The sequence below is a fragment of the Dokdonella ginsengisoli genome (assembly GCF_042652785.1).
GTDB classification, from domain to species: domain Bacteria; phylum Pseudomonadota; class Gammaproteobacteria; order Xanthomonadales; family Rhodanobacteraceae; genus Dokdonella_A; species Dokdonella_A ginsengisoli.
Genome location: NZ_JBHSHD010000017.1, coordinates 112,575 through 135,948, shown reverse-complemented (window position 1 = coordinate 135,948; position 23,374 = coordinate 112,575). Strand labels below are relative to the sequence as shown.

Annotated in this window: 21 protein-coding genes; 18 read left to right on the top strand and 3 right to left on the bottom strand. The window is 67.9% G+C overall.

What is annotated here, in order from left to right:
• Window positions 1-13: 13 nt before the first annotated feature.
• Together ACFO6Q_RS19590 and ACFO6Q_RS19585 are read left to right on the top strand one after the other, a co-directional pair.
• The gene (locus ACFO6Q_RS19590; protein WP_380022874.1) at window positions 14-268 is read left to right on the top strand and encodes a YciI family protein; all 255 of its coding nucleotides are present in this window, start codon (window positions 14-16) and stop codon (window positions 266-268) included.
• 31 nt (window positions 269-299) lie between these two features.
• Window positions 300-899: a short chain dehydrogenase gene (locus ACFO6Q_RS19585; RefSeq protein WP_380022873.1), complete on the top strand. Its 600-nt coding sequence runs from the start codon at window positions 300-302 to the stop codon at window positions 897-899.
• On the opposite strand, the gene ACFO6Q_RS19580 is transcribed toward ACFO6Q_RS19585, so the two are convergent.
• Window positions 884-1,756 carry a helix-turn-helix transcriptional regulator gene (locus ACFO6Q_RS19580; RefSeq protein WP_380022872.1) on the bottom strand — a complete coding sequence of 291 codons (873 nt, stop codon included), beginning with the start codon at window positions 1,754-1,756 and terminating at the stop codon, window positions 884-886. The two genes, ACFO6Q_RS19585 and ACFO6Q_RS19580, sit on opposite strands and share 16 nt — an antisense overlap.
• 114 nt (window positions 1,757-1,870) lie before the next feature.
• On the opposite strand from ACFO6Q_RS19580, the gene ACFO6Q_RS19575 reads away from it, so the two are divergent.
• The 3 genes from ACFO6Q_RS19575 (at window position 1,871) to ACFO6Q_RS19565 (ending at window position 4,093) form a co-directional block, all read left to right on the top strand.
• Window positions 1,871-2,752 carry an SDR family oxidoreductase gene (locus ACFO6Q_RS19575; protein WP_380022871.1) on the top strand — a complete coding sequence of 294 codons (882 nt, stop codon included), beginning with the start codon at window positions 1,871-1,873 and terminating at the stop codon, window positions 2,750-2,752.
• Window positions 2,753-2,840: 88 nt separating this feature from the next.
• On the top strand, window positions 2,841-3,632 hold the full coding sequence (locus tag ACFO6Q_RS19570; protein ID WP_380022870.1) for a dienelactone hydrolase family protein: 792 nt from the start codon (window positions 2,841-2,843) through the stop codon (window positions 3,630-3,632).
• 11 nt (window positions 3,633-3,643) lie between these two features.
• A complete protein-coding gene (locus ACFO6Q_RS19565; RefSeq protein ID WP_380022869.1) occupies window positions 3,644-4,093 on the top strand; it encodes a low affinity iron permease family protein in 450 nt (149 codons plus the stop codon).
• Between the two features lie 28 nt (window positions 4,094-4,121).
• Here ACFO6Q_RS19565 and ACFO6Q_RS19560 read toward each other — a convergent pair whose 3' ends face one another.
• A complete protein-coding gene (locus ACFO6Q_RS19560) occupies window positions 4,122-5,123 on the bottom strand; it encodes a polyprenyl synthetase family protein (RefSeq protein ID WP_380022868.1) in 1,002 nt (333 codons plus the stop codon).
• A 152-nt stretch (window positions 5,124-5,275) separates the two neighbouring features.
• On the opposite strand from ACFO6Q_RS19560, the gene ACFO6Q_RS19555 reads away from it, so the two are divergent.
• The 8 genes from ACFO6Q_RS19555 (at window position 5,276) to ACFO6Q_RS19520 (ending at window position 13,982) form a co-directional block, all read left to right on the top strand.
• Window positions 5,276-5,833, top strand: coding sequence for a mechanosensitive ion channel family protein (locus ACFO6Q_RS19555; protein WP_380022867.1), 558 nt, complete (start codon window positions 5,276-5,278; stop codon window positions 5,831-5,833).
• Between the two features lie 130 nt (window positions 5,834-5,963).
• Window positions 5,964-6,581, top strand: a complete 618-nt coding sequence (gene ssb / locus ACFO6Q_RS19550; protein ID WP_380022866.1) for a single-stranded DNA-binding protein — start codon at window positions 5,964-5,966, stop codon at window positions 6,579-6,581.
• A 130-nt stretch (window positions 6,582-6,711) separates the two neighbouring features.
• Window positions 6,712-7,764, top strand: coding sequence for a dTDP-glucose 4,6-dehydratase (gene rfbB, locus ACFO6Q_RS19545; protein WP_380022864.1), 1,053 nt, complete (start codon window positions 6,712-6,714; stop codon window positions 7,762-7,764).
• Between the two features lie 141 nt (window positions 7,765-7,905).
• Entirely contained in the window at window positions 7,906-8,793 is an 888-nt protein-coding gene (rfbA, locus tag ACFO6Q_RS19540; protein ID WP_380022863.1) for a glucose-1-phosphate thymidylyltransferase RfbA, read from the top strand.
• Entirely contained in the window at window positions 8,790-9,347 is a 558-nt protein-coding gene (rfbC, locus tag ACFO6Q_RS19535) for a dTDP-4-dehydrorhamnose 3,5-epimerase (RefSeq protein ID WP_380022862.1), read from the top strand. The genes rfbA and rfbC overlap by 4 nt, the downstream gene beginning before the upstream one ends.
• Complete coding sequence (rfbD, locus tag ACFO6Q_RS19530) at window positions 9,344-10,288, top strand: dTDP-4-dehydrorhamnose reductase (RefSeq protein ID WP_380022860.1); 945 nt, start codon at window positions 9,344-9,346, stop codon at window positions 10,286-10,288. The genes rfbC and rfbD overlap by 4 nt, the downstream gene beginning before the upstream one ends.
• Before the next feature lie 195 nt (window positions 10,289-10,483).
• A complete protein-coding gene (locus tag ACFO6Q_RS19525) occupies window positions 10,484-11,917 on the top strand; it encodes a mannose-1-phosphate guanylyltransferase/mannose-6-phosphate isomerase (RefSeq protein ID WP_380022859.1) in 1,434 nt (477 codons plus the stop codon).
• Window positions 11,918-11,978: 61 nt separating this feature from the next.
• Window positions 11,979-13,982 carry a S9 family peptidase gene (locus ACFO6Q_RS19520; RefSeq protein ID WP_380022857.1) on the top strand — a complete coding sequence of 668 codons (2,004 nt, stop codon included), beginning with the start codon at window positions 11,979-11,981 and terminating at the stop codon, window positions 13,980-13,982.
• A 195-nt stretch (window positions 13,983-14,177) separates the two neighbouring features.
• Here the strand turns inward: ACFO6Q_RS19520 and ACFO6Q_RS19515 are convergent, their stop codons facing one another.
• The gene (locus ACFO6Q_RS19515; RefSeq protein WP_380022855.1) at window positions 14,178-15,764 is read right to left on the bottom strand and encodes a peptide MFS transporter; all 1,587 of its coding nucleotides are present in this window, start codon (window positions 15,762-15,764) and stop codon (window positions 14,178-14,180) included.
• Window positions 15,765-16,152: 388 nt separating this feature from the next.
• On the opposite strand from ACFO6Q_RS19515, the gene ACFO6Q_RS19510 reads away from it, so the two are divergent.
• The 5 genes from ACFO6Q_RS19510 (at window position 16,153) to ACFO6Q_RS19490 (ending at window position 23,163) form a co-directional block, all read left to right on the top strand.
• Entirely contained in the window at window positions 16,153-16,947 is a 795-nt protein-coding gene (locus tag ACFO6Q_RS19510; protein ID WP_380022854.1) for a TetR/AcrR family transcriptional regulator, read from the top strand.
• A 72-nt stretch (window positions 16,948-17,019) separates the two neighbouring features.
• Entirely contained in the window at window positions 17,020-20,220 is a 3,201-nt protein-coding gene (locus ACFO6Q_RS19505; RefSeq protein ID WP_380022852.1) for a TonB-dependent receptor, read from the top strand.
• A gap of 188 nt (window positions 20,221-20,408) precedes the next feature.
• Window positions 20,409-20,981, top strand: coding sequence for a hypothetical protein (locus tag ACFO6Q_RS19500; RefSeq protein ID WP_380022851.1), 573 nt, complete (start codon window positions 20,409-20,411; stop codon window positions 20,979-20,981).
• Between the two features lie 185 nt (window positions 20,982-21,166).
• Entirely contained in the window at window positions 21,167-22,087 is a 921-nt protein-coding gene (locus tag ACFO6Q_RS19495) for a hypothetical protein (protein ID WP_380022850.1), read from the top strand.
• Between the two features lie 89 nt (window positions 22,088-22,176).
• Window positions 22,177-23,163 (top strand): hypothetical protein, encoded by a 987-nt coding sequence (locus ACFO6Q_RS19490; protein ID WP_380022848.1) that lies wholly within the window; start codon window positions 22,177-22,179, stop codon window positions 23,161-23,163.
• The last annotated feature ends 211 nt before the right edge of the window (window positions 23,164-23,374 follow it).

The following is a 23,374-nucleotide window of genomic DNA, read 5'->3' as shown; positions in this document are numbered from 1 at the left end:
GGAGAATGTCGCGATGAACCGCTATCTGGTGCTGGTGATGCGCAAACCCGCGTTCGACCCGTCGCTCGGGCCGGCGCACCAGGCGTTCCTGGACGAATTGCGCGCGCAGGGGCGGCTGGAACTGTCCGGCCCGTTCGCCGACGCCAGCGGCGGCGCCTACCTGATGCGCGCGCCGTCGCTGGACGCGGCGCGCGCGGACGCGCTGCGCGATCCGCTGCATCGGCACGGTTCCTCGACGGTGACCGTGCACGAATGGCGCGCGGCCTGACGCGGGCCGGCATTTGCGGAGGACGAACGGCATGAGAATCCTGGTGATCGGAGCGGGCGGCGCGGTGGGCCGCGCCATCGTGGCGGAACTGGCGCAGCGGCACGACGTGGTCGAGGCGGGCCGTACGCGCGGCGCGCATCGCCTGGACGTGCGCGACCTCGACGACGTGCGCCGATTGTTCGCCGAGGCCGGAACGCTGGATGCGGTCGTCATGGCCACCGGCAGCGTGCACTTCGGCCCGCTCGGCGAGATGACCGCGGAGCAGTTCCGCAGCGGGCTCGACGACAAGCTGATGGGCCAGGTCAACGTCGTGCTGGCGGGGCAGCACCGGCTCGCCGACGGCGGCTCGTTCACGCTGACCAGCGGCATCCTCGCCGAGCAGCCGATCCGCGAGGGCGCCGATGCGTCCACGGTGAACGCGGCGCTGGAAGGCTTCGTGCGCGCCGCCGCGATCGAGCTGCCGCGCGGCCTGCGCATCAACGCCGTCAGTCCGACCGTGCTGGCCGAATCGATGGCGACGTACGGGCCATACTTCCGCGGCTTCGAGCCGGCGCCGGCGGCGCGCGTCGCGCTGGCCTACAGCCGCAGCGTCGAGGGCGCGCAGACCGGGCAGGTCTACAAGGTCTGGTGAGTCCCGCGCCGCCGCCGTGCGGCGGCCGGAGCACCGCGGTCGAGCAGGGCGCGGATGCGCGCGGCGTCGTCCGGCGTGGCCGGGTTGTAGACGATCATGCCGAGGTCGGGGCGGCCGTCGACGGCGAAGGCCGAATACTCGAACGCGATCGGGCCGGCCAGCGGATGCCGGAGTTTCTTCACGCCCTCGCCGTAGCGGCGCACGTCGTGGTCGCGCCACATCGCGGCGAACTCCGCACTGGCGCGGCACAGCTCGTCCACCAGCGCCTGCACGCGCGCGGTCGCGCCGGCGCGCGCCACGTCGGCGCGGAACGCGGCGACCACGAAACGCGCCACGCCGTCCCAGTCGTACTGCGCGGCGCGCACGCGCGGGTCGCAGAACACCAGGCGCAGGATGTTGCGCTGTTCCGGCGCCAGCGCGCCGTAGTCGGTCAGCATCGTCGCCGCGGCGCGGTTCCACGCCACCACGTCCCAGGTCGGCGTCTTGACCAGGGCCGGGCTCACCTCGAAGGCGTCGAGCACGCGCTGCAGGCGCGGTGTGACGCCTTCGCCGGCGGCCTCGTAGCGGATTTCCGGCGGACGGCCGAGTCCGATCAGGAACAGGTGCTCGCGCTCGGCGTCCGTCAGCATCAGCGCGCGGCCGATGCGTTCGAGCACGTCGGCCGACGGGGCGCCGCCGCGGCCCTGTTCGAGCCAGGTGTACCAGGTGGCGCTGACGTTGGCGCGCTGCGCCACTTCCTCGCGTCGCAGGCCGGGCGTGCGGCGGCGCTCCAGCGGCAGGCCGAACGCGGCCGGATCGAGCCGGGCACGGCGGTCGCGCAGGTAGGCGCCGAGCGGATTGTGGTCGGGATCGGTCACGCGCGCCTTCCGCATCCGAGTCTGTTAGTGGTTATACCCGTATAACGTCACACATTTACCCCGATAGAGTATGCGCGCAAATTCCTCCGCCTTCACGGCAGACGGAAGATTCGCATGCGTGTTTTCGTAACGGGCGCCACCGGCTTCATCGGATCGGCGGTGGTGGACGAGCTGCTCGGCGTCGGGCATCGCGTGCTCGGTCTGGCGCGTTCGGAGGAGAAGGCGGCCGCGCTGGCGGCGCGGGGCGTCGAGCCGCATCGCGGCTCGATCGGCGACCTCGACAGCCTGCGCGCCGGAGCGGCCCGCTCCGACGGCGTGATCCACCTGGCCTTCAACCACGACTTTTCCACCTTCGCGGCGAACTGCGAGGACGACCGCCGCGTCGTCGAGACCCTCGGCGCGGCGCTGGCCGGTTCCGGCCGGCCGCTGATCGTCACCTCCGGCACCGGCGCGGTCCGCGTCGGGCGGCCGGCCACGGAAGACGATGCGGCGCTGGGCAGCGCGGTGATGCCGCGCGCGGCTTCGGAAGAAGCCGCCGCCACTGCCGCCGCGGCCGGCGCCAACGTCTCGGTGGTGCGCCTGCCGCAGGTGCACGACACGCGCCGGCAGGGGCTGGTCAGCTACGTCATCGACGTGGCGCGGCAGAAGGGCGTGTCCGCCTACGTCGGCGACGGCGGCCATCGCTGGTCCGCCGTGCACCTGTCCGATGCCGCGCGCCTGTACCGGCTCGCGCTGGAGAAGGCCGAATCCGGATCGCGCTATCACGCGGTGGGCGAGGAGGGCGTACGCCTGCGCGAGATCGCCGAGGTCGTCGGGCGCCGGCTCGGGATTGCGGCGGTATCGATCGCTCCGGACGAGGCGGTCGCGCATTTCGGCTGGCTGTCGCACTTCGCCGGCCACGACATGTCCGCCTCCGGCGAGCGCACGCGCCAGCGCCTGGGATGGCAGCCGGACGGTCCGGGCCTGATCGCCGATCTGGAGCGGATGCGCGCCTGAGGCGGAGCCGCCGCCGGCACGACGCGGGCGAAGGCCGCGATCGCGCAGCGCGACGTATGATGGACGTCTCTCCCTGGAGGAATCCGTCATGCGCACGCGCCTGTTCGTTCTCGCCCTCGCCGCCGCATTCGCCGCCCCGCTGCAGGCGGCGATGGTCTCCCGTCCGATCGACTACGAAGTCGGCGGCAAGAAGATGCAGAGCGTGCTGGTCTACGACGACGCGGCGAAGACCGCGCGTCCCGGCCTGGTGATGACGCCGGACTGGCTCGGCATCACGCCGGACAACCTCGCCCTGGCGGAGAAGATCGCCGGCAAGGACTACGTGGTGCTGGTCGCCGACGTCTACGGCACCGACGCGCGGCCGAAGACTCCCGAGCAGGCGGGCGCGGCGACCAAGGCGCTGTACCAGAACCGCAGCGAACTGCGCGCGCGCATCGGCGCGGCGCTGGCGCAGCTGAAGGCGCAGGCCGGCAAGGCGCCGCTGGACGGCCGGCACTGGGGCGCGTTCGGCTTCTGCTTCGGCGGCGCCACCACGCTCGATCTCGCGCGCAGCGGCGCCGACGTCGCCGGCGTGGTGTCCTTCCACGGCAACCTCTCCACCGACGATCCCGCGCTGGCGAAGAACGTCAAGGCCAGCGTGCTGGTGCTGCACGGCGCCGACGACAAGTTCGAATCGCCCGAGCAGATCGCCGGATTCCAGCAGGAGATGCGCGAGGCCAAGGTCGACTGGCAGTTCTTCAGCTACGGCGGCGCCGTGCACTGCTTCGCGATCCCGGGCGCCGACAGTTCGACGCCGGGCTGCCGCTACGACGAGCGCACGGCCAAGCGCGCCTTCGCGCAGATGCGCACGTTCTTCGGCGACGTCTTCGCAGCGAAATAGGCGCAGGTGCGATGAGGAACCGCGGCGGATTCACGCGCTTCGCCAGCGCCGCCTCGCGCCTGACCGGCCGCGCCGGCACCTTCGCGCTGGCCGGCCTCGTCGTCGTGGTCTGGGCCGTGACCGGCCCGCTGTTCGGCTTCAGCGACACCTGGCAGCTGGTCATCAACACCGGCACCACGATCGTCACCTTCCTGATGGTGTTCCTGATCCAGAACACGCAGAACCGCGACTCGGAGGCGATGCACGTCAAGCTCGACGAGATGATCCGCGCGATCGAGGGTGCGCACAACGCGCTGCTCGATCTGGAGGAACTGGACGAGGAAGCGCTCGACCGCGTGCGCCTGCGCTATCGCGATCTGGCCAAGAAGGCGCGCGCGGACATCGCCGCCGGCGGCCACGACATCGGCTGCGACGAGGTCGAGGGAGACGAAGCGGCGTCCGAGCGGGACCGCCGCGACTGAGCGGCCGCAGCGGCGCGGCCGGGCCGCGTCAGCGCGTGCGGTCGACCGCGTAGTCGGCCAGCACGGCCAGCGCGTCGCGCGCGTCGCCGGCCGGCAGCGCCGCCAGCGCGTCGCGCGCGGAACGTGCGTACGCATGCGCGCGGTCGCGCGAGGCGGTCAGCGCGTCGGTCGCGCGGATCGCCGCGAGCACGTCGTCGAGCGCGTCGAGGCCGCCGGCCTGGATCGCGCGCTTGAGCATCGCCGCCTGCGCCGGATCGCTGCGCTCGATGGCCAGGATCAGCGGCAGGGTCGGCTTGCCCTCGGCGAGATCGTCGCCGATGTTCTTGCCCAGCGTGCCGGCGTCGGAGGCGTAGTCGAGCACGTCGTCGGCGATCTGGAACGCGTAGCCCAGATCCAGCCCGTAGCGCGCCAGCGCGTCCTCCTGCTCGGCCGGCAGGTCCGCCAGCACCGCGCCCAGGCGCGTCGCCGCGGCGAACAGCACGGCGGTCTTGCGCTCGATCACGTCGAGATAGGCCTGCTCGCCGGTGTCCGGATTGCCGATGTTCAGCAGCTGCAGCACCTCGCCTTCGGCGATGCGGTTGGTGGTGTCGGCGAGGATGCGCATGACGCGCATGCTGTCGAGCTCGACCATCATCTGGAACGAGCGCGAGTAGAGGAAATCGCCGACCAGCACGCTGGCCGCGTTGCCCCAGACCGCGTTGGCGGTCTGGCGGCCGCGGCGCAGGTCCGATTCGTCGACGACATCGTCGTGCAGCAGGGTCGAGGTGTGGATGAACTCGATCACCGCCGCCAGCTGCACGTGCTGGCGTCCGCCGTAGCCGGCCGCCTGCGCGGCGAGCAGGTGCAGCATCGGGCGCAGGCGCTTGCCGCCGCCGCCGATGATGTGCTCGGCGACCTGGTTGATCAGCACGACGTCGGAGGCGAGGCGGTGGCGGATCAGCGCGTCGACCGCCGCCATGTCGGCCTTGGCCAGCGTCTGCACGTCGGAGAAGCGTTCGATGCGGGTGGGTTCGTGCGGTACGGCGGACATCCAGGCGATGGGGCGGTTGGCGGGGGCGCAAGTATAGCGGCCCGCCGTCGCGGGCTGGCCGCGGCGGCGCGCCGCGTCGTCGCAGGTGCGTTCAGGCCCTCGCGCGGGGAGCGGGTAAAATTCGCCGTTTCCCGCTGCCGGTGTCCGCGCCGATGAGGCAAAACCTGCCCGAATGGATCCAGCCGTGGCTGGACGTCGTCACCACGGCGCTGCTCGTCCTGCTCGTGCTGCTGGTCGCCTGGCTGGCGCGGCGCCTGGTGCGCGGCGTCGCCGCGCGCCTGCGCGAGCGCTACCAGCTGTCGGAGAAGATGATGGCGGTGCCGCGCCGCGTCGCCGGCTCGGCGATCAACATCGCGGCGCTGTTCGCGATCCTGCAGCTGTTCGGCGTGTCCGGCGCGGTGCTGTGGACCGCGTTCACCGGCTTCGCGGCGGTCGGCGCGATCGCCTTCTTCGCCGCCTGGAGCGTGCTGTCGAACCTGTTCTGCACCTTGCTGATCGTCGTCATGCGCCCGTTCCGCCTGCACGACCGCATCGAGGTGCTCGAGAACGGCGAAAAGCCCGGCCTGAAGGGCGACGTGGTCGACATCAACATGGTCTACACGACCCTGCTCGAGGACGGCGGCACCACCTTGCAGGTGCCCAACAACCTGTTCTTCCAGCGCACGACGCGGCGCTGGCCCGCCGCGCGGATGCCGTCGGCGGAAGGCTGACCGCGGCGATGGACGACACGCCGCGGCGGCAGCGGCTGACACATCGGCGCGGCGCGCGGGGCGGTTTCGCGCGCGGGCCAGCATGCGATACTGCGCGCCGTTCCCCACGGTTCCAGGGCAGAGGCATTCCATGGCACGCGGCATCAACAAGGTCATCCTGGTCGGCAATCTCGGCGCCGATCCCGAAACGCGCTACACCGCGAACGGCGGCGCGATCACCAACATCCGCCTCGCCACCAGCGAGAGCTGGCGCGACAAGCAGACCGGCGAGAACCAGGAACGCACCGAATGGCATCGCGTGGTGCTGTTCGGCAAGCTCGGCGAGATCGCCGGCGAATACCTGAAGAAGGGCCGGCAGGTCTACATCGAAGGCTCGCTGCGCACGAACAAGTACACCGACAAGGAAGGCGTCGAGCGCTACACGACCGACATCGTCGCCAACGAGATGCAGATGCTCGGCGGCCCCGGCGGCGGAGGCGGCGAGGGCGGCGGCTACTCGCGCGGCGCGGGTGGCGAGGGCGGCTACTCTCGTGGCGGTGGCGGTGGCGGTGGCGGTGGTGGCGGCTACGCGGAGGGCGGTGGTGGTGGCGGCGGCTACGCGGAGGGCGGTGGTGGTGGCGGCGGTGGTGGCGGCTACGGCCGCGGCGCGGAACGCTCCGGCGGTTCGTCGCGCGCGCCGCAATCGCAGACGCCGTCGCGGCAGCCGCCGCCGAACGACAACTTCGAGGACGACGACATCCCGTTCTGAGGCGGGCGCCGACGGCGCCGCGCAGCGGACTTCCCGCCGCCCGCGCCGGCTTGGCCTCGCCTCGCCCGACAGGCTAGGATGAACGAAGGGCCGGGATACCGGCCTTTCTCGTGAACGGCTCCCGGAACGCATGAAGACCCTACTCGTCACCGGCGGTGCCGGTTTCATCGGCGGCAATTTCGTGCTCGACACGCTGGCCGCCGGCGGCTGGCGCATCGTCAATCTCGACGCACTGACCTATGCCGGCAATCTCGACACGCTGGCCGCGATCGAGGGGCGTCCCGACTACGCGTTCGAGCACGGCGACATCGGCGACGCCGCCTTCGTGCGCCGCGTGCTGGCCGGACATCGGCCCGATGCGGTGGTGAACTTCGCGGCGGAATCGCACGTCGACCGCTCGATCGACGGCCCGGCCGCGTTCGTGCAGACCAACGTCGTCGGCACGCTGACCCTGCTCGAATGCGTCCTCGGCTACTGGCGCGAGCTGCCGGCCGCGGAACGGGCTGCGTTCCGCTTCCTGCACGTGTCCACCGACGAGGTGTACGGCTCGCTCGGTGCGCAGGGGCGCTTCACCGAGGAATCGCCGTACCAGCCGAACTCGCCGTACTCGGCGTCGAAGGCGGCGTCCGATCATCTCGTGCGCGCGTTCCACCACACCTACGGCCTGCCGACGCTGACCACCAACTGCTCCAACAACTACGGCCCGTACCAGTTTCCCGAGAAGCTGATTCCGCTGATGATCCAGAAGGCGCTCGCCGGGGAAGCGCTGCCGGTCTACGGCGACGGCCGCAACGTGCGCGACTGGCTCTACGTCGGCGACCACGTGAAGGCGATCGGGCGCGTGCTCGAGGCCGGCCGCGTCGGCGAGGTCTACAACGTCGGCGGCGACGCCGAGCGCGAGAACATCCACGTCGTGAAGACGATCTGCGCGCTGCTCGACGAGCGGCGACCGCTGGCCGACGGCCGTCGCCGCGAAGCGCTGATCAGCTACGTGAAGGACCGCCCCGGCCACGACCGCCGCTACGCGATCGACGCGAGCCGGCTCAAGAGCGAACTGGGCTGGACGCAGAGCGAATCCTTCGAGAGCGGCATCGCGCGCACGGTCGACTGGTACCTCGACCACCAGGACTGGGTCGGCCGCGTGCTCGACGGCAGCTACCGCATGGAGCGGCTGGGTGTGTGAGCGGACACTTCACCCGTCGCCGCCGCCGTACCCGCGCGAGCGGGCATCCACTGCGGTCCGTCGTGTGCGGTCCGTCGTGAATGGGGATTCCCGCTCGCGCGGGAATGAGGGCGAAAAGGCAGGACAGGCAAGAGAGACGACATGACGACCCGACGCGGCATCATCCTCGCCGGCGGCTCCGGCACGCGGCTGTACCCGCTGACGCAGGCGGTCAGCAAGCAGCTGCTGCCGGTGTACGACAAGCCGATGATCTACTACCCGCTGTCGACGCTGATGCTGGCCGGCGTGCGCGAGGTGCTGGTGATCAACACGCCGCACGAGCAGGCGCTGTTCGAGCGGCTGCTCGGCGACGGTTCGCAGTGGGGCATGTCGATCCGCTACGCGGTGCAGCCTTCGCCCGACGGCCTCGCGCAGGCGTTCCTGATCGGGCGCGAGTTCGTCGACGGCAGGCCCAGCTGCTTGATCCTCGGCGACAACATCTTCTACGGGCACGGCCTGACCGAGCAGCTCGCCGCGGCCGACGCGCGCGCGCGCGGCGCCACCGTGTTCGGCTACTGGGTGCGCGATCCGGAGCGCTACGGCGTGGCCGAGTTCGACGCCCGGGGCAAGGTCGTCGGGCTCGAGGAAAAGCCCGCCGAGCCGCGTTCGAACTGGGCCGTCACCGGCCTGTACTTCTACGACGGACGCGTGTGCGACTTCGCCGCGTCGCTCAAGCCCTCCGCGCGCGGCGAGCTGGAGATCACCGATCTCAACCGCTGCTATCTCGACGAAAGCTCGCTGATGCTGGAGAAGCTCGGCCGCGGCTACGCCTGGCTCGACACCGGCACGCACGAGTCGCTGGTCGAGGCGTCGAACTTCATCGAGACGATCGAGAGCCGGCAGGGCCTGAAGGTCTGCTGCCCGGAGGAGATCGCCTTCCAGAAGCACTGGATCGATGCCGAGCAGGTGCTGCGCCTGGCCGCGCCGCTGGCCAAGAACGGCTACGGGCGCTACCTGCAGCAGCTGGTCCGCCAGGGGCCGGTCACGTGAAGATCGTCCAGACCGCGCTGCCGGGCTGCCTGGTCGTCGAGCCTGCCGTGTTCGGCGACGCGCGCGGCTATTTCTACGAAAGCTTCAACGCGCGCACGTTCGCCGAGGCGGGTCTGGACCTGCGCTTCGTGCAGTCCAACGTGTCGCGCTCGGCGCACGGCGTGCTGCGCGGGCTGCACTACCAGTGGCCCAATCCGCAGGGCAAGCTGGTCAGCGTGACCGAGGGCGAGGTCTACGACGTCGCCGTCGACATCCGCGTCGGCTCGCCGACGTTCGGACGCTGGGCCGCGGCGATCCTGTCCGCCGACAACAAGCGCCATTTCTGGATCCCGGAAGGCTTTGCCCACGGCTTCGCCGTGCTGTCCGAGTACGCCACGTTCGCCTACCAGTGCACCGCGCTGTACGACGCGGCCGCCGATGCCGGCGTGCGCTGGAACGATCCGGCGATCGCCATCGACTGGCCGATCGCCCGGCCCGTGCTGTCGGACAAGGACACCAGGACGCCGCTGCTCGCCGACGTGCCGCGCGCGAAGTTGCCGACGTATTCGCCGTGAAGCTGCTGGTGCTCGGCGCCGCGGGTCAGGTTGGTCGCGAACTGACGACGGCGCTGGCCGGACTCGGCGAGGTGATCGCCGCCACGCGCAACGGCCGGCTGGCGAACGGCGGTGCTGGCATCGCCGCTGATCTGGCCGACGCGGTTTCGCTGCGCGCGGCGCTGGAGCAGGTCGGAGCGGACGTGATCGTCAACGCCGCAGCCTACACCGCGGTCGATCGCGCCGAGGACGAGCCGGAAGCCGCCGACCGCGTCAACCATCGTGCCGTGGCCGAGATCGGTGCCTGGGCGAAGGCGAGCGGTGCGCTGGTCGTGCACTATTCGACCGACTACGTATTCGACGGAAGCGGGCTCGACGGCCGCGGCACGCGGCCGTACCGCGAGGACGATCCGACGGCGCCGCTCGGCGTCTACGGCCGCAGCAAGCTGGCCGGCGAGAATGCCCTGCGCGACAGCGGCGCGGCGCATCTGATCTTCCGCACCGCCTGGGTGTACGCCGCGCACGGGCACAATTTCCTGCGCACGATGCTGCGCCTGGGAGCCGAGCGCGAGGAACTGCGCGTGGTTGCCGACCAGATCGGTGCGCCGACGCCGGCGCGCTGGATCGCGCGGGTCACGGCGGAGGCGGTCGCGAGGCACCAGGCGGCATTGGCCGACGGAGGGCCGGTGCCGGAGGGAATCTTCCACCTCGTCGCCGCCGGCCGCTGCAGCTGGTTCGAGTTCGCCGAGGCGATCCTGCACGGCGCCGCCGAGCGCGGCCTGATCGCGCGCGCCCCGCGCGTGCTGCCGATCGCGACGGCCGACTATCCGACCCGCGCGCGGCGGCCGGCCTGGTCGGTGCTCGACTGCGGCCGGCTGAAATCCGCATTCGGGCTAGAATTGGCCGATTGGCGCGCGGGTCTGGGCGAGGTGCTCGGCGAAATCGCCGCGAGTTCCGACTAGCGCATGGCTTTCCTTCTCCCTGCGGGAGAAGGTGGCCCGAAGGGCCGGATGAGGGATCGGAGCGAAACGCCTCACTCCGAAAACCCCTCACCCGCGCCTGCGGCGCGACCTCTCCCGCATGCGGGAGAGGGGGCACCGTCCGGTACGCGCGCATCTGACGAGAATGCCCTGGCGACAGGGAACGGAGATTTGTCCATGTTGGTACCCGTAATCCTTTCCGGCGGCGCCGGCACCCGTTTGTGGCCGGTGTCGCGCAGCGCGTATCCGAAGCCGTTCATGCGCATGGGCGACGGCGAGTCGCTGCTGCGCAAGACGCTGGACCGCGCCCTGCGGCTCGCCGACGGCGGCACGGTGCTGACCGTGACCGGCCGCGACTACTACTTCCTGACGCGCGACGAGTACGCGCAGCATCCGGGCGCCGATCTCGATCGCCTGCCGTTTCTGCTCGAACCGGCCGGCCGCAACACCGCGCCGGCGGTAGTGCTGGCGGCGCTGCACGCGCGCGAGCACGTCGGCGCCGACGCGGTGCTGCTGATCCTGCCGGCGGATCATCTGATCCGCGACATCGACGCATTCGCCGCCGACGCCCGCCGCGCCACTGCGCTGGCGCAGGACGGCTGGCTGGTCACCTTCGGCATCCGCCCGACGCATCCGGAGACCGGCTTCGGCTACGTGCGCATGGGCGCGGCGATCGACGGCCGCGAAGGGCGCCAGGTCGGCGCCTTCGTCGAGAAGCCGAGCCGCGAGGTGGCCGAGAGCTACGTCGCCTCGGGCGACTACGTGTGGAATTCCGGCATGTTCTGCTTCCGCGCCGACGCGCTGCTGGAGGTCGCCGCGCAGGTCTGCCCGGACGTGCTGGCGGCGGCGCAGGCCTGCCACGCGCACGCGACCAGCCACGAGAGCCCGGTCGAGTACGCGCGCGAGGCGTTCCTGGCGCAGCCGGACATCTCCATCGACTACGCGATCATGGAACGCGCGCCGAAGGTGGCCGTCGTGCCGGCGGCGTTCGACTGGAGCGACATCGGTTCGTGGAAGGCGATCAGCGACCTCGACGAGGCCGACAGCGACGGCAACCGCGTGCGCGGGCAGGCGATCGTGGTCGAGAGCGAGAACTGCTTCATCCAGTCCGACGCGCGCATGGTCGCCGCGGTCGGCGTCAAGGATCTGGTCATCGTCGACACCGGCGACGCGGTGCTCGTCTCGCATCGCGAGCGCGCGCAGCAGGTCAAGCTGGTGGTCGAGCGCCTGCGCGCGGTGAACCATTCCGCGGCCAGCGTGCACCAGACCGTGCACCGGCCATGGGGCAGCTACACCGTGCTCGAGGACGCCGACGACTGCAAGGTCAAGCGCCTGACGGTGAAGCCGGGCCACGTCCTGTCGCTGCAGCTGCACCATCGCCGCAGCGAGCACTGGACCGTGGTCGAGGGCACGGCCAAGGTACGCGTGGGCGAGCGGGAGTTCCTGCTCAACCGCAACGAGTCGACCTACATCCCGATGAACACCGTGCACCGGCTGGAGAACCCGACCGGCACGGACATCCATCTGATCGAGGTGCAGTGCGGCGACTATTTCGGGGAAGATGACATCGTGCGCCTGGAAGACCGCTACGGGCGCGCGAAAACCACCTGAAGCACGCGGCGCCCGGAGCGGCGCCGTGCGCATGGACAGCGGCCAACGAGGGGAGGAAGCGATGAAACGGATGTTTGCCGTGATGCTGGCGGTCGCGCCGGCTTTTGCAGGGGCCGCCGAGAAGGCGGAAGTTCCGGGGTCGGCCGCGTCGCCGGCGCAGATCCCGATCGAGGATTTCGTCAGGAAACCCGACATCGAGGAAATGGCGATTTCGCCCGGCGGGCAGTACCTCGCCGTGAAGGTGCCGTTCGAGGACACGACGGTGCTGTTCGTCATCGATCGCGTCAAGAACCAGCGCACCGCGAGCATCCGCGCGGGGGCGAACAACGTCGTCGACCGGTTCTGGTGGGTCAACGAAACACGCCTGGTGGCATCGGTGGCCGAGCAGCTCGGCGGCATCGACGAGCCGCGGCCGAACGGCGAGCTGTACGCGATCAACGCCGACGGCAGCGGCTCGATGCAGCTGTTCGGCTATCGCGGCTCGGAAGAGGTCGGCTCGCGCATCAAGCGCGGCGGCGAGAAGCGCTACGCCAGCGCGTTCTTCATCGACCGCATTCCGGGCGACGACAAGAACATCCTGGTGCAGACCTTCGACTGGCAGAACAGCGAAGGCGCGCCGCCGAGCGTGGAGATGCTCGACGTCTACACCGGCAATACGCGCCGCGTCGGCGTCGGCCCGAAGGCGCGCTCGGAATTTGTTGCCGATCACCGCGGACGGGTCCGCGTCGCGACCGCGCCGGACGAGAACCTGAATCTGGTCCTCTACGTGCGCGGCGAGGACGGCGGCGAGTGGCGCGTCTTCAACGACCCCAAGACCAGCAAGACCGACATGACGCCGCGCATGTTCGCGCGCGACAACCGGCACCTGTACGTGACCGTGTCGCGGCCGGACAAGCCCGACGCGCTGTACCGCGTCGACCTGGACAGCGGAGCGAAGGAGCTGCTGTACGAAGGCGGCGCCAACCCCGGCAGGCTGCTGCTGACGCCCGACGAGCAGGACGCCTACGGCGTGGTCACGCGCGACGGCAAGACCGCCTTCCACGTGTTCGATGCGAATTCGCCGCACGCGCGCCTCGCGCTGGCGACGCAGAAGGCGTTCCCGGGCCAGGCCGCGCTGTTCGGCAGCTTCGCCGACGACGGCAAGTCCGGTGTCGTGCACGTCTTCAGCGATCGTAATCCGGGCGACTTCTACCTGTTCGACACCGTCAAGAAGAACGCCGAGTACATCGGCAGCGCGCGCAAGTGGATCGATCCGGAGCAGATGGCGGCGATGCAGCCGGTGCGCCTGAAGGCCGGCGACGGTCTCGAGCTCAACGGCTACCTGACCTTGCCGCGCGGCAGCGACGGCAAGAACCTGCCGCTGATCGTGAACCCGCACGGCGGTCCGCACGGGCCGCGCGACGTGTGGGGCTTCAATCCCGAGGTGCAGCTGCTGGCCAGCCGCGGCTACGCCGTGCTGCAGCTGAATTTCCGCGGTTCCGGCGGCTACGGCGCGGACTTCGAACGCGCCGGCTACCGGCAGTGGGGCCTGCGCATGCAGGACGATCTGACCGACGCGACGCGCTGGGCCGTGCAGCAGGGCTACGCCGATCCGAAGCGGCTGTGCATCTACGGCGCGAGCTACGGCGGCTACGCCGCGCTGGAGGGCGTGGTGCGCGAACCCAAGCTGTACCGTTGCGCGATCGGCTACGTCGGCGTCTACGACCTCGGCTTGATGTACCGCGACGGCGACATTCCGCGCAGCCTGTTCGGCCGGCGCTACCTGCAGAAGGTGCTCGGCAACGACGCGGCCGACATGCGCAACCGTTCGCCGGCCGGCAACGTCGACCGCATCGAGGCGGCGCTGATGCTGGTCGCCGGCGGCCGCGACGAACGCGTGCCGATCGCCCAGGCCGACGCATTGCGCAGCGAACTCGACAAACGCAAGTACCCGTACGAATGGCTGCTCAAGGACAAGGAAGGGCACGGCTTCTACCGCACCGACAACAACGTCGAGCTGTACACCAAGATGCTCGCCTTCTTCGATCGCAGCCTCGGCAAGGCGGCCGCCGCGCCGGCGAACTAGACGAGGGCGGATCGACTCCTGCGCCGTCATGCCCGCGCAAGCGGGCATCCGGGGGAAACCGATTCGGATTCGCGCTCGACTCGCCGAAGGGCGGGTCGGGCCGGAACCCGTTGGTCCAGGCCGTCGACAGGCAGCGATGCCATGGGACCCCGGCTTTCGCCGGGATGACGATACGGGGATCGGTGGCGATTTCGGCTATTTCACGCCGTGCATCCAGCGCCGGATCAGCGGGGTCAGCGCCAACGTGACGAGGCCGCAGGCGATGCCGATCTGCGCCGAGAACACGAACAGCTCGTCGTACTTGGCCAGCGCGTCGGCGACGTTCAGCACCGCGCCCTCGGGGATCTCGATCGCCGACAGCTTGCCGAGCTGCGCGGCCAGCACTTCCGAATACGAGGTGCCGAGAAACCAGCCGCCCATCATCAGGCCGACCACGCTCGGCACCGACAGCTCGGTGACGGCGGACAGGCCGATCGGCGAGAGCAGCATCTCGCCGATCTCGAGCACGAAATAGGCGAGCACGAACCACCAGATGTTGGTCAGTCCGTTCGCTTCGGGGTGACGCGCGCTCCACACCAGCACCAGGAACGAGACGCCGGCAAGGATCAGGCCGTAGGCCGACTTCGCCGGCTTGCTCGGATTCCAGCCGCGCGTCTCCAGCCGCGGCCACAGCCAGGCGAAGATCGGCGCCAGCACGAGGATGAACACCGCGCCGAGCGAGGTCAGCTCGCTCGCGTTCCATTCCACGCCGAGCGCGCGGTGGTTCATTACGCGGTCGGAGAACAGCACCCACGAGCCGTAGGTCTGCTCGTACAGCGTGAAGAAGATCAGGCACAGCACGATGAAGACGAGCACGGCCGCCATCTGTTCGCGCTGCACCTTCGTGCAGCGCGCGAACATGAACCAGAGGATGCCGCCGAGCAGGCAGGCGGTGACCAGATGCATCGCCAGCAGCACCGGGCTCGGCTCGAACCAGCCCGGCACGATGGCGAGGAACAGCGAATGCGCCTGGATCAGGCTCCAGATGACGACCAGGCCGGCGAGGGAGACGAGATAGATCAGCTGTTCGCGCGTGAGAATGCCGAACACGCGCCGGCGCAGCGCGGCGGGGTCGGGCGGCTCGGCGTGTCCGTGCAGGTGCTTCTGGCCGTAGAGGAAGTTCGCAAGGCCGGCGAGCATGCCGATGCCGGCGGCGCCGAAGCCCCAGCCCCAGCCGTAGGTTTCGCCGAGCCAGCCGCACAGCACGCCGGACACCGTCGCGCCGATGTTGATGCCGGCGTAGAACAGGCTGAAGCCCGAGTCGCGGCGCGGATCGTTCTCGGCATAGAGCTTGCCGACGATGGTCGAGATGTTCGGCTTCAGGAAACCGACGCCGAGGATGATCAGGGCGAGCGAGAAGTAGAAGACCTGCAGCGCGCCCGCGTCGCGCGTTACGACGCCGCCCGCGCTCGTCGCCGGATGGCCTTCGGTCGCCATGCCCAGGTGCCCGAGCACGAGCAGCAGGCCGCCGAACACCACCGCCTTGCGCATGCCGAGCCAGCGGTCGGCGATCAGGCCGCCGATCACCGGCATTGCGTAGACCAGGCCGCCGTAGGCGCCGATGAGGTTGTAACCGTGCTCGTCGGTGAACAGGTGGTACTTGGTCAGGTAGAGCAGCAGCAGCGCTTTCATTCCGTAGAACGAGAAGCGCTCCCACATTTCGGTGAAGAAGCAGACGTAGAGTCCTTTCGGATGGCCGAGGAACTCGTCCCGGCGGGTGGCGACCTCTACGGCGGCGGACATTCCGGCTTCCGGCAGACAATCGCCGGAGTATAGCGGGGCCTCCGGCGAGGCAGCGTGGAACCGCGTTTCCCCTCCGATCGCTTCGTCCGCCAGGCTGCGCCGCAACAAAAACCCGCCAGAGGAGGGTGCGCGCACGCCACGTGTGCGACCCGTCCCGGGACGCCGCCAGCGCATTCCCGTGCGCTTTCCGTGCGATCCGAAGCCTCCCCATCGGCGCTCCACAGCCGATCTTGCGCTGCAGCTTGCTGCATCCGGCGCCCTCCCTACAATTGCCAATCGTCCGTTTGAAGTGCACCAATCAATCGATCCCTTGAAGTGAACGTCTGGTCGGCCGGGTGATCCGGTCGGCTCCCGAATCCGCACGCTGCGCCCAGGGGGGCCTTCGTCGATGATCGGCAAGCCCGTCAGCTCGAACGGGACCAAGGCCCGCCTCCTCGAGGCGGCGGAGGCGCTGTTCGTCGAACACGGCTACGAGGTGATGTCGCTGCGCCAGATCACCATGCTGGCCGGCGCCAACATCGCGGCGGTGAACTATCACTTCGGCAGCAAGGAAGCGCTGGTGCGCGAGCTGCTGTCGCAGCGGCTGGACCGCCTGAGCCGCGAGCGCGAGCGCCTGCTCGCGGCCTGCGAGCAGGCCGGCGGCGACCAGCCCCCGGATCTGAACACCGTGCTCGGCGTGCTGTTCGTGCCCGCGCTGCGCCTGGCGCGCGCGGGCGGGCCGGCCTCGATGCGCCTGCTCGGACGCGTCTACAGCGATCCGTCGCCGTTCATCCGCGACTTCCTGCACGAGCACTATCGCTCCGTCTTCGAAGATTTCTTCGCCGCGTTCGAGCGCGCGCTGCCGCACGTGCCGCGGCACGAACTGGGCGTGCGCCTGCAGTTCAGCCTGAAGGCGCTGTCCGGCGTGCTCGCCAGCGAAAACCTCGACGAACTGATCGCGGCGATGTGCGTCGGCGGACCGGTCGACGACACGCGGCTGCTGTCGCGCCTGGTCGCGTTCATCGCGCCGATGCTGACGACGCCGTTCGATCAGGCTGCGCACGACGAGGCGGTCGGGCGCGTGATGGGGCTGGCGGTGGTCGTCGAACAGGAAGTGGAAAGCCAGCGGTGCACTCACTCCGACGATGAGGCCAAGTCGGGCGCGGGGTCGTCGCCGCGGACCGCGGAGGTCATGGGTGTGTGAGCTTCGTGGCCGTCGGCGAGGCGTGATTTCAGTTCGTCAGTTGCTCCATATCTTCAATAGCGGGGAACGGAAATGCTCGAAGCGACACATCGTACGTTGATCCGAAGCCGGCGCAATCTCCTCTGGCTGGCTTTGCTGCAGGGCGCTGCCGCCTACGCCCAGGGCGATGCGGACTTACGCGCCGAGCAGCCGGGCGCGGGCGACACTGCCCGCGTTGCAGCGAACGAAAATTCGATCGAGAACGGTGTCGTCTCCGGCGAAGCGGCCGCTGATGCGCCGCAAGCCGCGCAACAGGACGAAACATCCCCGTCGGCGTCGAGCGCCAGGCGCGGCAAGTCCGCCGATTCGACTCAGCTCGGCACGATCACCGTCACTGCGCAGAAGAAGGTTGAGAACATCCAGAAGGTGCCGATCGCGATCAGCGCTTTCGGAGGAGAGGATCTGAACGATCGCAAGATCGAGACCGGAGGCGACCTCGTCACGGCGACGCCGAACGTCAGCTTCAGCAAGACCAATTTCGCGATGTACAACTTCCAGATCCGCGGCATCGGCACGCAGGCGCTGTCGGTGACGACGGATCCGGCGGTCGCGGTCAGCTTCAATTCGACGCCGATGATCCGCAATCGCCTGTTCGAGCAGGAGTACTTCGACGTCGATCGCGTGGAAGTGCTGCGCGGGCCGCAAGGCACGTTGTACGGACGCAACGCCACCGCCGGCGTGGTCAACATGATTCCGAACCTGCCGAACTTCGACGGATTCGAGTCCTGGATCAAGACCGAACTCGGCAACTACGACAGCCGTCGATTCAGCGGGATGGTCAATGTGCCGCTGACGGACACGCTGGCGTTCCGGTTCGCCGGGGCCTGGACCAAGCGTTCCGGCTACGTGGAAAACACGGCCTCGGACAAGGACGTCGACGGCCGCAATCTCTGGTCCGGCCGCCTGTCGCTGGCCTGGAAGCCCGCGGAAGGCGTCAACGCGAACCTCGTCTGGGAGCACTTCCGGGAGAACGACGATCGTGCGCGCACCGGCAAGCAGCTGTGCCACAACGATCCCGGTCCGGAAACGATGATCGGAACCTCGGTGACGCAGCCCGACCGCAACTTCATGAGTCAGGGCTGCGTGGACGGTTCACTCTACGATCGCGGCGCGTTCGGTGTGCCGAACGGCGGCTCTCTGCCCTGGGTTCTGGCGGCGTCGAGAATCGGCGGACTGATCGGTTTCCGGGCCGACCCGGACGGCAACTACGCCGGCAACGTCACTCTGATCCAGCCCTGGGTCAATCCTTACGCCGGAGTGACGCAGTCGAGCGATCTGCGCAAGATCGCAACGACCTACGATCCGCGCTTCAAGGCCAAGAACGATGTCGTGCAGTTCAATTTCGACACCGAAATCGGCGACGGGCTCAAGTTCATTTCGCAAACCCTGTATACGCGGGACCGGTACTTCTCGACGCAGGACTACGGACGCTTCCAGTCGAATCCGGTCTTCACGAATACTTCGGTCGACAAGCCCTACTACTTCAACCAGGAAGGCCAGCTCGCACCCGGCTACGACATGCTGCCCAACGGTGTCTTCTGCGATCCGCAGCTCGGCTGTTCCGATCGCATGTTGCTCGCCGACCTGGTCGATTCCTACAGCACGCAATGGTCACAGGAATTCCGTCTGCAGTCCTCGTTCGACGGAATGTTCAACTTCAGCGTCGGCGCGAACTACCTGCACTACAAGATCGACGAGAGCTACTACGTATTCAACAACATGTTCACTGCCATCGGGCAGGTTCTTTTCAACAACCAGGGGGTCGGGACCGCTCCTTTGCCTTGCCCGATCGGAACGGCGACGCGCCCCGAAATCGACGGCAGTCCGGCTCCCTGTCTCTACATCGATCCGAATCCGATCGGCAGTCTAAACGGCCAGGGACACAACTATTTCCGTAGCTGGAACGTGGCCGAAACGAAATCGGCGGCCATCTTCGGAGAAACCTACTGGCAGCTTTCCGATACGGTGAAGCTGACGGCCGGATTGCGTTTCACCAACGACAAGAAGATCACCACGCCGATACCGAGCCAGGCATTGCTGACGTGGACGGATCTTTCCCGGGGTTATTTCGTCGGCGGCGGTTATACCGGCAGCGGATATCCGGCCAACCCGAAGATCCACCAGACGTGGAACGAGCCGACCGGCCGCGTTGTGCTGGACTGGACACCGCAGACCTCGTTCACCGACAGCACGCTGCTCTACGCGTCGGTTTCGCGCGGCTACAAGGCCGGAGGCACCAATTCCCCGGGAATAGGCGCCAATCCGGACATCCTCACGTTCGAGCAGCGCAGGCCGGAATTTTCGCCCGAGTTCGTCAATGCCCTGGAGATCGGTACCAAGAACGTGCTGGCCGGCGGCAAGCTGACCCTCAACGCGACGCTGTTCTACAACGACTACAAGGACTACCAGGTTTCGCAGATCCAGGATCGCGCAACCTTCAACGAGAACTTCGACGCCAAGACCTGGGGTCTCGAGCTGGAGGCAGCGTGGAAGCCGACGCCGTCCTTCATGTTGAGCGGCAATATCGGTCTGCTCGGCTCGCGTGTCGGCGGAGGGCAGTCCTCGATCGACGTGATGGACCGTACCGCCGGCAATCCGGACTGGGTGGTCGTGCGTCCGTGGATGCAGCTGGCATCGAATTGCATCGCACCCAGGGCCTACGTGGAGCGCATCCTGCAGGCGGCCGCCCAGGGCTTGATCGGAGTCAACGGCAGCGCCGTCGACGTGCTCAACAGTTTCTGCACGGCGAATCTTCCCATCAACGGAGCCGGCTTCCAGCCGGGCGGGCCGTATGCCGGGCTTCTCGGAGAGAACGTCTTCTATGACCCGCGCACCGACGCGCCGAACGGTGGCGCGGGCTTTGCCAAGAGCGTGGGCGGTCACAGCCTGCCGAATGCTCCGCACATCACGGTCAGCGTCAGCCCGCAGTACACGTTCTTCACTTCGCATGGCGACCTGATCCTTCGAGCGGACCTGTACTACCAGGGTGAGAGCTGGGCGCGCATCTATCAGGACAAGATCGATCGTCTGCACGACTGGGGCAACGTGAATCTGTCGTTGACCTGGCAGAAGCTCGAAGAGGACCTGACCGTGCAGTTCTACGTCAAGAACGCGCTGGGAGGCGAGGCGATCACCGGCACCTTCCTGAACAGCGACGACAGCGGATTGACCTCGAACGTGTTCCTGCAGGACCCGCGTTTCTTCGGTCTTTCCATACGCAAGGGGTTCTACTGAGAAAAGGCGATTTCATTCGACGGATCGATTCCGTGAGTCGGAGGACGCCGGGATTCGACGAAAACCATCCCCGACAGCGCCACAGTCGGCGCAGTCAAGGAGTGCGTCGCCACGACGCAGCTTTCCGTGGCAAACCATGCGAGCGCCAGTAGCGTTCGAAACCTCAACGTATGATGGAGAAAAGCATCATGATCAAGCTTAAGTCCGGCATATTCACTGCTTTGGCTGCGATGGGTGCCTTCGTTGCTTCTCCTGCCTTCGCAGGTCACTACGAGATCTGGAACGGCTCGGCCTGGGTGTCGACGGGCGACAGCGTGGATCTTTCCGGCCCCACAACCGCATCGCCCGCGATGATTCCGGTTCCTTGTACCAATGCCGTTTTCACGTTGTCGCTTCCCGCCACGGGTACGACGCTGCCCGTTTCGCCTCCGGCGAAGGTCAGCACAGCCACGTTCGGAACCAGCACCGCGTGCACGTCGATCACGAAGGTTCTCCCGTGGAACGTGTCTGCTCCTGACGCCAGCGGAAAGGTGACCATCAGCAACATCAGCATTCATTTCACGAGCCCCAATACGACGTGCACCGGAAGCATCTCCGGAACGCTGGCTCCGCTCAGTCCCACGCCGCCGACGACCAATACCTACGGGTTCACCGGTGCTTTGGGACCGTGCACGGACGTCAGGTCGACCGCGAATCCGCCGCCGTCCGGTCCGGCTGCGCTGAAGTCCACCAAGCCGATCCGCTGGGTTGCGGTTCCGTGATCGGATCAACGGACTGAACGGCGGACGGCCGTCATTCCAGGCGGCTGCTCCGAACCATCGCAGGGATCGCCGCTGCCGCTTCGGGCGGACGCCTGAAGCGGCAGCTTTTTCTCCCCCTTGCATTCTTCGCGCGGGCCATCGCTTGTCGCGCACAGAGCGTCAATTGCCCAGTCCAGGAGTTCACCATGTCCAAGACATCGCTTTCTCTGGCCCTCGCTACCGCGCTGGCCGGCATCGTTTCGATGCCGGCGGCGATCGCGGGCACGCCTTCGGGCGCATTCTCGATCTTCAAGAATTGTCCGTACACCAATCCCAGCGTCACGACGTGCCTCTACAACGTCGTGAGCTCCGGTTCGTTCGTCATCGGGAACACCACTTTGCCGATCACTTCGCCGATCACGCTGCAGGGCGGGCTCGAGAGCGTCGGGCCTTCCCCCTTGTACGACGCGGTAGGCGCGCCGACGCTGGCATCGGTTCCCGCCAAGGTTCCGGGCGGCCTGCTCGGAATCGCCAATCCGGCGCCGGACTGGCCGTTTCCGCTGTGGGTTGCCTTCTGGAGCATCGTCAATTCCGTCAATGACGTGACGGCGACGATCGAATTGGTCGACACGGTCCAGACGAATTTCCTCCAGGCCCTGTATCCGCCGGCTCCCGATAGTGGCGAGGATCCCGTCGCCGCGCGCCTGACCGTACGCGTGCATCTGCAGAATCCGTTCCTCGGCGGCACCTGCTACATCGGCTCGCCGCAGAATCCCATCCGGATCAACCTGCAGACGGCAACGACCAATCCGCCGCCGCCGAACCAGCCGATCTCGGGCGAGCCGGGCAATTCCTACTATGTATGGGTGGACGAAGCCAACTACGTCGGTTACATCCAGGACGACGACAACTCGCTGGTCGACAATTCGTTCGCGGTGCCCGGGGCGAGCGGATGTGGCAACGTGGCGTTGGGGCTGCCTATCATCACGTCGGTGCTCGACTTCCTGGTGTCCGGTGCGGTCAACCTCAAGGTGGGACTGCCATCGGCCGCAGGCAAGAATACGGCGATCATGAGCGGCGACACGTCTCTTGCCGCTTCCGCTTACGTGCTCGCCAGCGAGCAGTAGTTCGGACGGCTCAGGCGGTCGTGATCGGCTCGAATAGTGGTTCCGGCAACGCGGGGCGGTTTCATGCCGCCCTGCGATAGTCTTCGCCCATGCGTCGCTGGTTCATCGCTTTCGTCCTGATCGCTTCGGCAGCGATCGCATGCGCGTACTTGCTCGGTCGGGTTCAAGGCCGAAATTCCGCCGCCGAAGGGAGCGCGGCGAAGGACGCCAGCGTTTCCGCCGTTTCCGAAGGTCACGACGTCGGCGGCGCGAGGAAGAAGCCGCGCGTCCCCGCCGGGCGCAAGACAATGCCTCTTCTGCCCGGCGACCGGCCCTTGAAGGAAGTCTTTGCCGAGTTGCAAGCACGCGCGGATGTCGGTGACGTCGTGGCAGCGACGCGCTTGTATCGCGACGTCGGTCTTTGCAGTCGCCTGCGCGGCATCGACTGGTCGAATTCGCGCCTGGCCGACGAATTGTTGAGCGAGAAAGTCGACGCGATGGACGCGGCGCAGCTGGAAGGCTATCAGGTTCAGCTCGACGCGATCGAAGCCCGCAAGCAGGTCATGCAGAGATTCCACAGTTTGTGCGACGGCGCGACGGACAGCATGCTGGATTCCCTGGTCCCCAATTTGCAGAAGGCCGCGCAGCTCGGCGAGGAGTACGCCCGAGCCTGCTATCTGCAACGCGGGCCGAGCTACGATACGCGCGGATTGATGGGCCATCCGGAATGGCTTGCGAACTACCGGACCAGCGTGGCGTCGATGGTCGATGCAGGCATTCAAGCAGGCGACTGGAAAGTCGTGGATGTTCTTCGCGGGGCCTATCAGCCGGGTTCGGAGAGCCCTCTCGCCGGCGTGCTCGGGTCCGATGCCTATCAGTACTATCGTTACATGAAGCTCTACAACCTGGGCGCGGACCCGGACCGCGCGGCGCAGATGAATTCATCGCTGGCCGAGGCGGCGCAGCAGCTCACGCCGGCGCAGGTCGCCGATGCCGACTCCTGGGCGCAGACCGTTTTCCAGAGAAATTTCAATGGCAGCAATTCGACTGATTCGACGATTCCCGGTTGGGATCCGTGTTCGTTTCCGTACGAATAGCGAGGACGACATGAACTTGCATGCCGACAGGAAGCGTCGAGCCCATGAAGCGGCGTGATGCAGCCTTGGTTGCCGTGATGTTCGCAGTGGCGGGGGCAGCCTATTTCATGGGGCGCTCGAACGCGCCGTCCTCGCGTGCGAGCGTTGTTGCGGCCCATGACCCGAGCCAAGGTGGCTCCGGTTCCCGTGTTCCGTCGGGGAAGTCGCCGGG